Raw genomic sequence first — 14,888 nt, forward strand, 5'->3', positions numbered from 1 at the left:
GGGAGAGGGGAATTAGCAGGAGTAGTACAGCTCGAACTCAACCGGATGAGTGGTCATGTTCAGTTTCTCAACTTCACCGCGCTTCAGGTCCACGTAGCCCGCGATCATGTCCTCAGTGAATACGCCGCCACGGGTCAGGAAGTCATGGTCCGCCTCCAGGCAGTCCAGGGCTTCGGACAGGGTTTCAGCAACCTTCGGAATGCTCAGGGCCTCTTCCTTTGGCAGGTCGTACAAATCCTTGTCCATGGCATCGCCTGGGTGGATCTTGTTCTGGATGCCGTCCAGGCCAGCCATCATCAGGGCAGCGAAAGCCAGGTACGGGTTGGCAGCCGGGTCCGGGAAGCGAACTTCAATACGACGCGCTTTCGGGCTGTTCACGTAAGGGATTCGGATGGAGGCCGAACGGTTGCGGGCAGAGTAGGCCAGCATGACCGGTGCTTCGTAGCCCGGAACCAGGCGCTTATAGCTGTTGGTTGCAGGGTTGGTGAAGGCATTGATGGCCTTGGCGTGCTTGATAACACCGCCAACGTAGTACAGGGCTGCTTCACTCAGGCCGGCATAGCTGTCGCCTGCGAACAGGTTCTTGCCGTCTTTACTCAGTGACATGTGCACGTGCATGCCGGAACCGTTATCACCAACGACCGGCTTGGGCATGAAGGTGGCCGTTTTGCCGTAAGCGTGTGCCACGTTGTGTACGCAGTACTTGAGGATTTGAACTTCGTCAGCCTTGCGGGTCAGGGTGTTGGCGCCAACGCCGATTTCACACTGGCCAGCGGTGCCCACTTCGTGGTGGTGAACTTCAATGTCCAGGCCCATGGATTCCATGGCCGCACACATGGCGCCACGCAGGTCGTGCAGGCTGTCAACCGGCGGAACCGGGAAGTAACCGCCTTTGACGCCCGGGCGGTGGCCGATGTTGTTGCGGTCAAAATCTTCGCCGGATACCCAGGCCGCTTCTTCGGAGTGGATGTGGTACGACGAGCCCTGCATGTCGACGTTCCACTTGACGGAATCAAAGACAAAGAACTCCGGCTCCGGGCCGAACAGGGCGCCATCGGCGATGCCGGTGGACTTGAGGTATTCCTCGGCGCGACGGGCAACAGAACGCGGATCGCGCTCATAACCCTGCATGGTAGACGGTTCTACGATGTTGCAGGTGATGTTAACGGTGGTTTCTTCAGTGAACGGATCGAGTACGGAGGTCTCGTCGTCCGGCATCAGGATCATGTCGGATTCGTTGATGCCTTTCCAGCCGGCAATGGAGGAGCCGTCAAACATTTTGCCGTCTGCGAAAAAATCTTCATCCACTTCGGTGGCGGGCAGCGTTACATGCTGCTCTTTACCGCGGCTGTCGGTGAAGCGCAGGTCAACCCATTTGACTTCGTGTTCTTTGATCAAATCAACTGTCTTGGACATTATGCATGCTCCGTAAGTTATACCGCACAGGCGGCTGTATTCATGTTCATGGTGCCGGATCGCTCAGAGTGCTGAGTTCCGATCTGTTTCTCAGGTTTGCGCAGCTTAGCAAATGCCAGTGCGTCTTACCTGCAAATTTCGGCTGCTTTCGATAAAGCAAGGTGCTTGCCAATTTTCAGGGCATGCTCCAGAACGGCGCAACCGCCAGGGTTTGGGGCATGTCCTGCGCAAATTGGCCGGCCTTCATATTGAATATTTGCACCAATATGGTGCATATATTCGTTGCGCGCTCAGAATGGGTGCGCCGCTTGAGTAAGAACGGGCAAAAAGACGGGTAACAAGAATAGGCGTTTTTCTTCATATTAACGACACAGACTTTTCGCTATACTGCGCGCCGCTTCATTTTTACCCTACCATTTCCAGATCCCGGATCGGAAATCACCATGCAGGGTGCCGGGCAGCCAGCTCCGGTGAATGAGTTCATTTTACGGATTTGAGACGGCATGTGCTGGGGTTGCCCCTGCGAACCACCTTCTCAGGTCATTGAGTGCATGCCGCAGGATTATTTTTGTGATTGAAAAACTTCGTAATATCGCCATCATCGCCCATGTTGACCATGGTAAAACCACGCTTGTGGACAAGCTGTTGCGCCAGTCCGGCACGCTGGACCGAAAGGAACTCGAGAACGAGCGGGTCATGGATTCCAATGACCAGGAAAAGGAACGGGGTATTACCATCCTGGCCAAGAACACCGCCCTGAAGTGGAATGGCTACGACATCAACATCGTGGACACCCCGGGTCACGCTGACTTCGGTGGCGAAGTTGAGCGTGTGATGAGCATGGTTGATTGTGTGTTGCTGGTGGTTGATTCCATTGACGGCCCGATGCCGCAAACACGGTTTGTGACCCAGAAGGCGTTCGCCGCCGGCTTGCGCCCGATCGTGGTGGTCAACAAGATTGACCGTCCCGGTGCGCGGCCCGACTGGGTTGTAGACCAGGTGTTTGATCTGTTCGACAACCTGGGTGCGACCGACGAGCAACTGGACTTCCCCATTGTTTACGCCAGCGCGCTGAACGGCATTGCCGGTCTGGATCATGAAAACCTCGATGACAACATGGACGCTGTGTTCCAGGCGATTGTTGATCATGTGCCGGCGCCGAACGTTGATCCTGACGGACCGTTCCAGATGCAGATCTCCCAGTTGGATTACAACAGCTTCCTGGGCGTGATCGGTATTGGTCGCATCGCACGCGGCAAGATCAAAACCAATTCGCCGGTGACGGCGATTGGTGCCAGCGGCAAGAAGCGCAATGGTCGCATACTCAAGATCATGGGGCACTCAGGCCTGCAGCGCGTTGAAGTGGATGAGGCGCAGGCTGGCGATATCGTCTGCGTGAGCGGTATGGATGAGCTGTTTATCTCCGATACCCTGTGTGACCAGGCCAACGTTGAGGCCTTGCCGGCGCTGACGGTGGATGAGCCGACCGTTTCGATGACCTTCCAGGTAAACGATTCGCCCTTCGCCGGCAGGGAAGGTAAGTATGTCACCAGCCGGAACATCAAGGAGCGTCTGGAGAAGGAGCTGCTGCACAACGTGGCGCTGCGCGTTGAAGAAGGCGAATCGGCGGACAAGTTCAAGGTGTCCGGCCGGGGTGAGCTGCACCTGTCAGTGCTGATCGAGAACATGCGCCGTGAGAACTTCGAGCTGGCGGTCGGTCGGCCTGAAGTTGTTATTCGGGAAGCGGATGGCGTGAAGCAGGAACCCTATGAAAATGTCATCGTCGACATCGAGGAGCAGCATCAGGGTCCGATCATGGAGCAGATGGGGCTGCGCAAAGGTGACCTGACCAACATGGTGCCGGATGGCAAGGGGCGGATGCGCCTCGAGTATACCATTCCGGCACGGGGCCTGATCGGTTTCCGCAATACCTTCCTGACCATGACCTCGGGCACTGGTATCCTGACGTCCACCTTCAGTCATTACGGCCCCATCAAGGTTGGCGATGTCACCAGTCGTCAGAACGGAGTTCTGGTATCCATGGCAACCGGTACGGCGCTGACCTACTCCCTTGAAACCCTGCAGAGCCGTGGCAAGCTGTTCCTGGACCCGGGCCAGGAAATCTACGAAGGCCAGCTTTGCGGTATCCACAGCCGTGATAACGATCTGGTGGTGAACCCCACCAAGGGCAAGAAGCTCGACAACATGCGAGCATCCGGCAAGGATGAAGTCATCGGGCTGGTGCCGCCCATCAAGTTCACGCTTGAGCAGGCGCTGGAGTTCATCGATGACGACGAGCTGGTTGAAGTGACACCGAAATCGATTCGGCTCCGCAAGAAATTCCTGACCGAAAATGATCGCAAGCGTGCCAATAAGAAGTAAGCCGGCGCTTGAGTGAAAAAGGGGTCAGATGAACTTTTCATCTGACCCCTTTTTCATTGGCTTAAGCTAAACTCCGGGTAAATCCTTTTTACGGAGCGCTTCATGCTCACCCTGTACCCTGAAATCAAACCCAACGCCCGGCATCGTATTGCGGTTGATGCGTTGCACGAACTCTATGTTGAAGAAAGCGGTAACCCGGATGGCATCCCGGTTCTTGTGGTCCACGGCGGCCCTGGCGGAGGCTGTGAGGAATACCACCGGCGCTTTTTCGATGCCGAACGTTTCAGGATCATTCTGATGGACCAGCGTGGTGCAGGAAGGTCAACGCCTCTGGCGGAACTTGAAGGCAACAGCACCGACAGGCTGGTTGAAGATATGGAGGCTGTGCGCGCCTTTCTCGGTGTCGACAGATGGCTTCTGTTCGGTGGCAGTTGGGGCTCGACCCTGAGCCTGGTCTATGCCCAGGCTCATTCCGGACGAGTGTTGGGGCTGGTTTTGCGAGGCATCTTTCTCTGCCGTCCCCGCGATATTCACTGGTTTTACCAGGACGGCGCAAGCCGGGTGTTCCCGGATTACTGGGCAGATTTTGAGGCACAGATTCCCGGGGCTGAGCGTGGCGACATGGTCGCCGCTTATTATCGGCGGCTCACCAGTACCAACGAACTGGAGCAGATTCAGGCCGCCAAGGCCTGGTCTGTGTGGGAGGGCCGGTGCGCCACTTTGCATCCGAATCCCAGGGTGGTCGAGCATTTTGGTCACCCCCATGTCGCCATCGCCCTGGCCCGTATCGAATGCCACTATTTCATGAATTCCTCGTTCCTGGAGCCTGATCAGATCCTGCGGGATGCGGGTAGACTGTCAGACATTCCGGGCATTATCGTCCATGGCCGCTACGATATGGTCTGTCCTCTCGAGAACGCCCTGGCGCTGAGCCTGGCCTGGCCGGAGGCGGAGCTGCAGATCATTCGGGATGCTGGTCATTCCGCCTCTGAACCCGCGATTGTCGATGCCCTGATTCGTGGTGTTGAGTCAGTTGTTGCCAAAACCGGAAAAAGTGCCGGTTGAATTCCATTCTCAGGGTTGCGGCCTGTGAGCGCCGTGGATAAACTCTGCGCCGATTTTCTTTCTTTCTGTTCATTCGTCCTCTGGGAATTTGATGAAAGGACTTATCCAGCGAGTATCGCAAGCCAGTGTTAGGGTGGAGGGTAAGCCGTTAGCCTCAATAGGAACAGGGCTGCTTTTGTTGCTGGGTGTCGAAAAGGGTGATGGCGAAAGAGAGGCAAGGAAGCTATGCCGGAAAATTATCACCTACCGTGTATTCCCCGATGACGCAGGCCGGATGAACCGAAGCCTTGCCGATATTGATGGTTCCCTTCTTGTTATTCCACAGTTTACGCTGGCTGCCGACACGTCATCAGGTACGCGGGCCGGTTTCTCTTCCGCTGCCGGGCCCGTTGAGGCGGACCGGCTCTACCGGCTGTTCGTTCTGGAAGCTCGCTCCGCACTGGGTGCCGAAAGAGTGGGTGAGGGGCAGTTCGGTGCCGACATGAAAGTCGGTTTGGTGAATGACGGGCCGGTAACCTTCCTGCTTGAGGTTGGGAAAAGGGCGAATGCCTCTTCTGATTTTTTTGCACCGTTCTTTCCGTGCCCCGGGAGCGAGTAACCTGCATACTGGAGTCTGACGGGTTATCCTGGGTGCCTATAAAGTAACTGCCGCGGCTTAAGTGCAGGTTTTGAGAGATCGAGATGAAAATTCTGATTGTTGAGGACAATGCCTTTTTGGCAGAAAGAATCTCAAAATGGCTTGAACGGGCTGATTATGCTGTTGATATTGCAAAGAACGCAGAAGAAGCAGACTTTTTTGTCGGTACAAGCCTGTATGAAGGGATAGTCCTCGACATCGGATTGCCCGATAAAAATGGACTGTCGCTGCTGAGGGAGTGGCGCAAGTCTGGACGGGATGACGCGATACTTATCCTGACCGCCAGGTCAAACTGGTCGGAAAGGGTTCAGGGCTTAAACGCCGGTGCTGACGATTATCTACCGAAGCCCTTTGAGTTCGAAGAGTTGCAGGCCAGACTAAACGCCATCATCCGAAGAAAAGAAGGGCGTTCTACAAACGAGATCGGGGTTGGCGGATACCGGTTGAATAACAACTGCAGAACACTGTCGACCCCAACGGGTGAGGACCATCGGTTAACTGCAACTGAGTTCCGGTTGCTTCAGTGTTTTTTACGTTCGCCTGGAAGAGTGTTCTCCCAGGATGATCTTGTGGATCTTTTGTACAATATCGACAGGTCACCCGGGAATAACGTGATTCAGGTTTACATAACACGGCTTAGAAAACTACTTGGTAAGTCAAAGATAAAAACCCTTCGCGGACAGGGTTATTTTTTCGACCCAGATGAACCTTGAATATTTATCCGTGAAGGGGCGTCAATGCCTCATGACAGGATGCGAGAACAAAGGCCGGGGCGCAGGAGTTATTTTTTTGACCCCTCCTATGAGAAAACCGGAGTGAGCTTGCTGGCGGAGAACATTACATCCACTCTGAGTCCTCCCATTTTCGACCTTGAAAAAGCCAATTTTCCGGAGTAATTGTCCACGATTTCATCTACGATCGATAACCCGAGGCCATAGCCCGGTGTTTGTTCATCCAGTCGTCGTTTTCTCATCGTTAACTGGTCCAGGTTATCCTGTTCAACGCCCGGTCCATCGTCTTCTATTGTTATTTTAAATATATGATGGTATTGAGCCAGGGTTATGTCGATCCTGCCATCGCTCCACTTCGCTGCATTATCAAGAATATTACCGACTACCTCATTGAAATCATGCTCATCGATTGCCCAGAAAAAATCATCAGGCAAATCTTTTTTCAATAAGTAGCTTTTTCTCGGATAGATTCTCCGTACAACATCAATGATTGCCTCAACCTTTTCCACAACCTTTATGGGTTTTCCCGAATATTGCCCCGACATCTCGGCCCTTCTCATCTGGGTATCGATGATCTTCCGTAACTCGGATAATTTTGCATGAAGAAATTCCCGGTCATCCTGTTCGATGGGGGTGTCCTGGTCGCCTGTGATCGCGATAGCAACGGTTAACGGGGTTTTGATGCTGTGTGATAGATCCGACATTGATCTTCTGGAGCGATTCAAACGCCTGTCCAGAACTTCAAGAAGATGATTGAAATCAACAACCACCTCTCTGAACTCCACAGGGGAGTCCTCCGCCAGGCGTGTGCGGCGACCATTCTTTAATTCAGACAACTGAATACTCAAATCACCGAGTGGTTTCAGGGCGATATTTACGCTCAGATATATAAAAAAAATAATGGAAAAAAATAATACCAGAGCAATGATTCCAATCACCAGGTGTACATTATCAGAAATACCTGTTTTATAACTTCTTGCCTCCAAAACCAGGATATTTATTTTTTCACCGCCCACATCAGTTTCCGATGTAAGTCCCAGCAATACTTGGTTTTTATCGCTGTAGTGTATTATTCCACTCTCGCTGCCTGACATGATTTTTTTAACAATACTTAAATACTTTTTATCTGACGCAACGATGCGTCCCCCAGAGCTTGCTGAAAAAATATAATCTCCCTGATCTCCCGAATTGACGATCTTTTTTAACGTATTGTCAGTCAACTGGCCCGAACCAGCCAGCATCTCTTTGAACTGGGATGCCTGAGCTTCCAGCCTGCTGCGATGCAACTCTTCGTGTAAATAGCCAATGAGAAGCTGATGGGAAAGCCATACCACAATCATAAATGCAAGACCCATTGGGAAAAGGTAGGAAAAAAGCGTCTTTCTGATTGAGCGGCGCCCCCACCAGTTACGAAAAGTACTAATGTTATCTTTCAGGCGCTTATAGGTTTTCGGTGGGTTCATCGGACAACACCGCATGGAGTTTCAGGAGTATTTCAAATGAATACGGAAGGGAGCGGATTAATATCCGGGCTATTTAGAGTGCCGGGACTGAAGATTGTCAGCCTTCAGTCCCGACCTTGCCGCTACACTGATCGGGGCCGGAGTGCTTCCGGCCCCGATACGCCGTCATCGATGCGTATCGCTTTTGCCAGCCTGGAGATCAGGACCTTGCCATCTCCGGGGTGGCCTTCCTGAGTGCGGCCGGCTCGAACAATGGCATCAGCCACCGTATCGGCGGCTGACTCGCTCGCAACATCTACTTCCAGCTTGACCATATCGACTTTCTCCATTGGCCCGCTGTCACCAGCGGTGTGGCCAAACTCATTAAGTGACACGACGGCAATACTTGCCACCCCATCCAGTTTAGCCAGTTCATCGATGACAAATTCGGTCATGGCTTTACGAACATAAGCTTTTATTTCGTACATGTGAATCATCCCCTTGCCGTTAAAGATCGACTTCCTTCCGTTTCATTGCAAACCATTGGTAGATGCTTGGCAACACGACAAGCGTCAGCAATGTCGAGGTAATCAGCCCTCCGACCACGACCGTTGCAAGAGGACGCTGGACATTTGAGCCTATTCCGTCCGCCAGAAGAAGCGGCACCAGGCCGAGAATCGCGACGGAGGCCGTCATCAGGACGGGGCGCAGGCGGCGCTTGGCGCCCAGCTTCACGGCCTCCATGACTTCGTGGCCCTGGTCTCTCAACTGGTTGATGTAACTCACCATGACCACGCCGTTCAGTACGGCGACGCCGAATACGGCGATGAAGCCGACCGCCGCCGGCACCGACAAGTACAGTCCGGTCACAAACAGGGCAACGATTCCGCCAGTGACGGCGAACGGTACATTGAGAAAAATAAGCGTGGCATAGCGCAGGCTGCCGAAGGCCGAGTACAACAGCAGGAATATCAGCGCCAGGGTGATGGGTACAACAACCTGGAGGCGCGCCATCGCCCGCTGCTGGTTTTCGAACTGACCGCCGAACTCCACGAAATAGCCCGGGGGCATTTGTACCTGCTGTTTGATCCGGGCCCGCAATTCTTCAACAACCCCGCCCATATCACGGCCACGCACATTCATCTGAACATAAAGCCGGCGGCTGGCGTTTGATCGCGAGATTTTCTTCGGCCCCGCGTAGGTGGTCACCTCGGCAACACGCTTCAGCGGAATCATTTCTCCGCTGGCTCCGCGCAGAGGAAGCTCGCGAATCTTATCAAGGGAACCCCGGAAGCGTTCCTGAAGGCGGGCATAGATCTCGAACCGGCGAACCCCGTCAAACACCAGCCCGGCGGTTCCGCCCCCGATACCCAGTTCGACGGTTTCCATCACATGATCAATGCTGATGCCGTATTGCGCCAGGGCATTGCGATCCGGGCGGATTACGATCTGCTTTTTTCCCGCCATCTGCTGAGACCGGACATCGGTTGCGCCACGCACGTCCTTGGCCAGGGCCTCGACTTCCTTGCCGATTCGGGTGAGTTCCTTGAGGTCGTCGCCAAAAATACTTGCGACCAATTGCGCCTGAACACCGGACAAAAGCTCGTCTGTCCGGAGCTGAATGGGCTGCGACATGTTATTCGCGAGACCCGGTATTTTCTCATTTAACGCTTCCGCTATTCGGCTTTGTAACTCCTCGTAGCTCAAGCCGTCCGGCCATTGGTCAAGGGGCTTAAGGGTTATGACGGTTGACACAACATTCACCGGCTCCGGGTCGCCACCAACTTCCGCCCGACCCACGCGTGCGTAGCTCTGTGTTACCTCTGGGAAATCCTCGAGCACTTCCTGAATGCGTTTCCCGTAATTGATGGCTGAGTCCAGGCTGGCACCTGGCGTTAGGGTGGAGCGTAACTGAAACGTGCCTTCGCGAAGGGTTGGTACAAACTCGCTACCCAGGAACGGAAAGAGGAGCAGGCTCCCCGCGAAAGCAAGAACGGCAATGCCCATCACCAGCTTGGGGGCCTTTACCACGGTGTTGACCACCGGTTCATAGAGCCGGCCCAGGGCCAGAACCAGACGTGGTTCCTTGTGTACGACACCCATTTTGAACGCAAGTGACGCCAGCGCGGGCACCAGTGTAAGCGCCAGGATCAGGGCGCCGATCAGGGCAAAACTGATTGTATAGGCCATCGGGGAAAACAGCTTCCCTTCCACACCCTGCAGGGTGAACAGGGGCAGGAAGACAATGATGATGATACCAATGGCAAAAACGATAGGCCGCGCGACCTCCCGTGCAGCTTCACCGACAAGGCGTGCGATGCTGATCTGTTCGGTTGATCGCTCCTCAAGGTGCCGGAATATATTCTCGATCATTACCACGGCGCCATCGACCATCATGCCAATGCCGATCGCGAGCCCCCCCAGGCTCATCAGGTTTGCCGACAAGCCGGTAAAACCCATTGCTATAAATGCGATCAGTACCGAGAGCGGAAGCGTCAGTACAACAATCAGCGTGGAGCGGATGTTGCCAAGGAACAGATAGAGAAATGCCAGAACAAAAATCGCCCCTTCAAGCAGTGCCTTTTCGACGGTACCAATCGCTTTTTCGACCAGTGTTGCCTGCGAGTAATAAGGCTTTATGGACAGGCCCTCGGGCAATGACTCGTTCAGTTCGGCGATCTTCGTGTCGACGTCTTCCAGCACCTTGCTCGTGTTGGTGCCAATCAGCTTCATGACATAGCCGCCAACCGACTCCTTGCCGCCGGAAACCTGAGCGCCCCGGCGAATGGCGGGCCCCAGGGCGACTGAGGCAACATCCTTTATATACACGGGCGTGTCATCAGGCCTTGATACGATAATATTCCGGATGTCGTCGAGATTTTCCTTTCCGGGATTGATCCACCCGTAGCCACGAACGATATATTCTTCGCCGCCCCGGGTTATGAATGAGGCGCCGACGTTCCGGTTGTTGCCCGCCAGCGCCCGACGCACATCCGCGACGGTCAGGTTCCGTGCCTGCAGGGCCCTGGCATTGATATTGACCTGATACTGCTTGACGTCGCCGCCAATCGACAGTACGTCAGTGACACCCGGTACCGTCCGTAACTGGGGCTTGATAAGCCAGTCCTGAATCGTGCGCATCTCCTGCAGACTGAAGTTCCCGCCTTCTTCTTCAGCAAGCGAGTACATCAGGATTCGGCCAAGCCCGGTGGTGATAGGCCCCAACTCAGGCTCGCCCATCCCTTCGGGGATCTGTCTTTTTGCTTCCGCCAGGCGTTCCATAATGAGTCGGCGGGCAAAATAGATGTCGGTTCCATCCTTAAAATAGATGGTCACCCGGGACAAGCCGAAAATAGAGGTACTCTGCACCTTTTCCAGTTTGGGAATGCCATACATGCTGATTTCAATCGGATATGAAATCAGTGTTTCGACATCAACCGGAGACAGCCCCGGGCTGGCTGTGAAGACCTGCACCATGGTTGGAGTGGCATCCGGAAACGCATCCACCGGCAGTTTGTGGAATGAAAAATAGCCGGCCACGATAACTGCCAAAGCAGCCACGATTGTCATCAGCCGGTTACTCAGTGCGTAGTTAACAATAGCGTTGATCATAGGTTCTCCGGCTTAGTGGCTTGCGCTGCGACCGCTGGATGTTATCGCGGACATGAGATCGAACGCACCCGAGGATACAATCGTTGTATCCGGTTCAATTCCCGAGCGGATTTCTATCCAGCCATTGGCCTCATCGCCAAGTGTGACCGGCACGGCTTCATACTCTCCCCGCTCTTTTCCCGGCACAAAGACAACGTCCTGCTGGCCAATGGTCTGCACGGCATCCCCGGGAACCAGCGGGACCTTGCTTTCCGGTTGCGTCATGATTTCGGCCGTTGCAAAGCTGTAGGGCCGTAACCTGGAGTCCGGGGCTTCGATTTCGGCGCGGACGGCTATGGTACGAGACTCACGATCCAGAACGCGTGAAATCCATGTCACTTTTCCGGGGTGATAGGATTCCGACTTGCCTCTGGTCGTAACCCGTACTTCGTCTCCAGGGCTCACCTGGCCAATGTCGGTCTCGCTGACTTTGATCATTGCCCAGACAGAGGAGGTATTTACTACCATGAACGGCGTATCGGTTGGTGTCAGTGTCTGGCCGATGCTGACATCCAGCTTTTCAACGACGCCGGATATCGGAGACCTGAGCGCGTAGCCGGCAAGCCCGCCATTGCTCGCGGCACTGTCTCCGAAGATTTTCAGTTTTTCCCGGGTTGCTTCAAGTTCCGCGATGGTCGTCAGGTACGACGCCCTGGCCGAGAGGTAGTCCTCTTCACTGGAGATTCCTTGTTCCTCAAGTTCTTTTTCCCGTTTGAATTCGGCTTCGGCCGTCACTTTCCGGGCTTCCAGTGACTTGAGCCTGGAACGAATATCTGCGAGCCCGACACTTGATAGGATTGCCAGCACATCCCCGCTGCGGACCTTATCGCCGAGATCGACTTTGATTTCGGCCACTTTGGACTCCAGTAACGGGCCAACGGTTGCGACCTGGCTGGGAACAAACTGAATTTCAACCGGAGCGGAAACCAAAGACTCCGCGCGGCCGGAGGGCGCCGGCATGGTTTCAATATCAAGCAGTGCGGCCTGTTCAGAGGTCAGGTGGATGCGCCTTTTGTTCTGGGCTTCCTCACCCGCATGTTCGTCTCCGCCCGCGGGTTGGTGTTGCTCACTCTTTTCATTTTGATGATTACTTTCTTGTGCATATCCTGTTGTCGGCAAACCCAGGGCCACCAGGACGGCCGTCAGACAGGTAAGGATTTTTTTCTGCAGCATAAGATTATCCCTTGGGAAAAGTTGGAACTTGAGATGGGTAAACGACAATGGCCCGCTAAGGTGATACGCCCATGGAAACAGCCCCGCCGGTGCCGATCTCCAGAGCTTGCGTTGCCCGGATGTAATCTTTCTGAACCTGGATGTATTCGTTGCGAACCGCGAGGAGGTTATCCTGCGCGGACAACAGGCTTGCTGCGCCAACCTTGCCGGCGGCAAGCGCTTGCTGCATCAGTTGCAAGGTCTCTTCGGAGCGCCTCAGGATCGATTTGCTCATCTGCCTAAGCTGGGTTCTCGCCGCCTTGTACTGAGCGATTGCCGACAATACGCTGCGCTTTATCGACAGCCTCAGGCTTTCCGCTTCAATCTCCGCGGCTTGCAATCCGGCGGCGGCGTCCATGCGCTCCCCGCTGTAGCGGTGCGTGATAGCCAGCGGAATCGATACTCCGCCACCCACCACGTTGTCTCCCAGATCGCGCTGATAAAAACCAAAAACCTCCAGGTTGGGGGTTGTCAGGCTTTCGGCGATGTCCAGTGCTGACTCGTTGGCGGCAATTCGCTTCGCAGCGGCCTGAAGGTCTGCTCGCTGCTGCAGAGCCACCTCAATCAACCGGTCGTCTTCCGGGAGATCGGTCAGTGTCGGGCTGAAGTCACCCCTGACATCGAGCGGGAGGCCGGGATCCACCCCAAGCACTTTCGCCAGCTCCAGCCGTCGGTCCTCAAGCCTCCGGCCGGCAGCCGCTTGCTGGCTTTTTGCCCTTGCCAGCCCGATCACAGCGGTATTGACATCCATTTTTGTCATTTTGCCCCGGCGATACGAGGTCTCAATCACTTCACTGGTCTGCTCCATGAGGTCGACCGCCCGTTTTGCGGTTGCCAGCTCTTCCTTGGCCAAAACCACGTTGAAAAACGCGGAACGCACGCGGGCCGCCGTCGCGATTCGTAAAAACTCAAGATCCTGCTCTGTGGCAGTCAGCTCGTTTGTTGCCCGGTCCCTTCCCAGGTCCCTCCTGTTGCCCATCCAGATTTCCTGGCTAAGCCGGACTTGGTAGTTGATATTATCCGGAATTCGCGAGGGGTACTTTTCTCCCTGAACCGAAATCACCGGATTGCTCGGCGTCAGTCGCCCGGAGTGCACAACCTGCCCACGCTGCCCGGCAACCCGCGATTTTTGCAAGGCCAGAACGGGGTTGTTTTCAAAGGCCGTGGCAAGTGCCTCGCCCAGCGAAAGGGCTTGCTCCTCCTTCACCTTCTGGTAGTCACTCAGAGACACACTGTTGCCCGCGAAAGTCCAGACAGGAAAGGTGCTCACGACAAATACTGTCATCAATCGACCAAACCGTCTCGGCATGTTTCCCATATCTGCTATCCCATTGGTGGATGATGGTGGATAATTTCCATTAACGGTGAAACAGGATAGTTCACCCTCCTTAAACGAGCTTGAACGCGAAGCCACATTCAAGGCGCCTTATGAGTTACTCGTGTCCAAAGGTCCGGGCATTCCTGTGAAGGTAGTCGGGGTGTTCGAACTCCAGCGTCGAATGCTGTATGTTGAAATTCTGCTCAAGAGCCTGTTTTATCCTGTACTTGGTGTTCTCAAGCTGACCCCACGCGTTTTCCTCAATGACCACATGGGCCTCCAGCGACGCCTCGTGCTCGCCCATCTGCCAGAAATGCACATGATGAAGGCCGATAACGCCGTCAATATCCGACAGGGCCTGGATGACGGCTTCGGTGTCGATATCCTCCGGGCTGGCCAGCATGAGTGTTCTGATGGTCCCGCCGATTTCCGTCAGGCCAAGGTAGAGAATGTATCCGGCAATGCCAATGGTGATGGCCGGATCCACCCACCGCATGTCGTAAAGCAGAATGAGAGTCCCGCCAATGACTACGGCGACCGACGCAAGTGCATCGGAAAGGTTGTGAAGAAAGAGGGCGCGGATGTTGACGCTGCCTTTCTGCATTGAGTAGGTCAGCAATGCCGTCAAGGTGTCCACCACCAGGGCGATACCGCCAAGCCAGACGACCCACCACCCCTTGATTTCCGGAGGATCGATGATCCGCATGCCGCCCTCATAGACCAGGTAGAGCCCGATAATAATCAGTGAGGTGTAGTTGATGAGGGCTGCGACAATCTCAACCCGCCCGTAGCCAAAGGTCATTTGTGAATCCGCTGGACGGCGGGCAATTTTCCGGGCGGCAAAGGCAATGACGAGCGATACCATATCCGAAAAGTTATGCAAGGCGTCGGCGATCAGCGCCAGGCTGCCGGCAAAGATGCCTCCCCCGATCTGTGCCAGAGTCAGGATGCCGTTTGCCCAGATTGCGATAGCAACTCGCTTGTCCTTGGATTCGGGATCCAAATGAACATGTTCGTGACTCATGTGATCAGAA

The 14,888-nt window shown here is 54.7% G+C and carries 11 protein-coding genes; 4 read left to right on the forward strand and 7 right to left on the reverse strand.

Going from position 1 to position 14,888, the window contains the following annotated elements:
- Positions 1-12 precede the first annotated feature (12 nt).
- Positions 13-1,416: a glutamate--ammonia ligase gene (gene glnA, locus QPL96_RS09960; protein ID WP_303287233.1), complete on the reverse strand. Its 1,404-nt coding sequence runs from the start codon at positions 1,414-1,416 to the stop codon at positions 13-15.
- 570 nt (positions 1,417-1,986) lie between these two features.
- Between glnA and typA the strand changes: the two genes are divergently transcribed.
- The 4 genes from typA (at position 1,987) to QPL96_RS09980 (ending at position 6,213) form a co-directional block, all read left to right on the forward strand.
- Positions 1,987-3,798, forward strand: a complete 1,812-nt coding sequence (gene typA / locus QPL96_RS09965) for a translational GTPase TypA (protein ID WP_303287234.1) — start codon at positions 1,987-1,989, stop codon at positions 3,796-3,798.
- 102 nt (positions 3,799-3,900) lie between these two features.
- Entirely contained in the window at positions 3,901-4,863 is a 963-nt protein-coding gene (pip, locus tag QPL96_RS09970) for a prolyl aminopeptidase (protein ID WP_303287235.1), read from the forward strand.
- Positions 4,864-4,954: 91 nt separating this feature from the next.
- The gene (gene dtd, locus QPL96_RS09975) at positions 4,955-5,461 is read left to right on the forward strand and encodes a D-aminoacyl-tRNA deacylase (RefSeq protein ID WP_303287236.1); all 507 of its coding nucleotides are present in this window, start codon (positions 4,955-4,957) and stop codon (positions 5,459-5,461) included.
- Positions 5,462-5,544: 83 nt separating this feature from the next.
- Positions 5,545-6,213 carry a response regulator transcription factor gene (locus QPL96_RS09980; RefSeq protein ID WP_273157628.1) on the forward strand — a complete coding sequence of 223 codons (669 nt, stop codon included), beginning with the start codon at positions 5,545-5,547 and terminating at the stop codon, positions 6,211-6,213.
- Between the two features lie 86 nt (positions 6,214-6,299).
- On the opposite strand, the gene QPL96_RS09985 is transcribed toward QPL96_RS09980, so the two are convergent.
- From QPL96_RS09985 to QPL96_RS10010, 6 genes are all read right to left on the reverse strand, one after another.
- Entirely contained in the window at positions 6,300-7,694 is a 1,395-nt protein-coding gene (locus tag QPL96_RS09985) for an ATP-binding protein (protein WP_303287237.1), read from the reverse strand.
- Between the two features lie 122 nt (positions 7,695-7,816).
- On the reverse strand, positions 7,817-8,161 hold the full coding sequence (locus QPL96_RS09990) for a P-II family nitrogen regulator (protein ID WP_273157632.1): 345 nt from the start codon (positions 8,159-8,161) through the stop codon (positions 7,817-7,819).
- A gap of 19 nt (positions 8,162-8,180) precedes the next feature.
- The gene (locus QPL96_RS09995) at positions 8,181-11,285 is read right to left on the reverse strand and encodes an efflux RND transporter permease subunit (protein WP_303287238.1); all 3,105 of its coding nucleotides are present in this window, start codon (positions 11,283-11,285) and stop codon (positions 8,181-8,183) included.
- Positions 11,286-11,297: 12 nt separating this feature from the next.
- Complete coding sequence (locus QPL96_RS10000) at positions 11,298-12,497, reverse strand: efflux RND transporter periplasmic adaptor subunit (protein WP_303287239.1); 1,200 nt, start codon at positions 12,495-12,497, stop codon at positions 11,298-11,300.
- A gap of 55 nt (positions 12,498-12,552) precedes the next feature.
- Complete coding sequence (locus tag QPL96_RS10005) at positions 12,553-13,821, reverse strand: TolC family protein (RefSeq protein ID WP_303287240.1); 1,269 nt, start codon at positions 13,819-13,821, stop codon at positions 12,553-12,555.
- Positions 13,822-13,969: 148 nt separating this feature from the next.
- Positions 13,970-14,878, reverse strand: coding sequence for a cation diffusion facilitator family transporter (locus QPL96_RS10010; RefSeq protein WP_273157639.1), 909 nt, complete (start codon positions 14,876-14,878; stop codon positions 13,970-13,972).
- Positions 14,879-14,888: the final 10 nt, after the last annotated feature.

It is taken from the genome of Marinobacter sp. SS8-8 (assembly GCF_030540945.1).
Lineage (GTDB): Bacteria > Pseudomonadota > Gammaproteobacteria > Pseudomonadales > Oleiphilaceae > Marinobacter.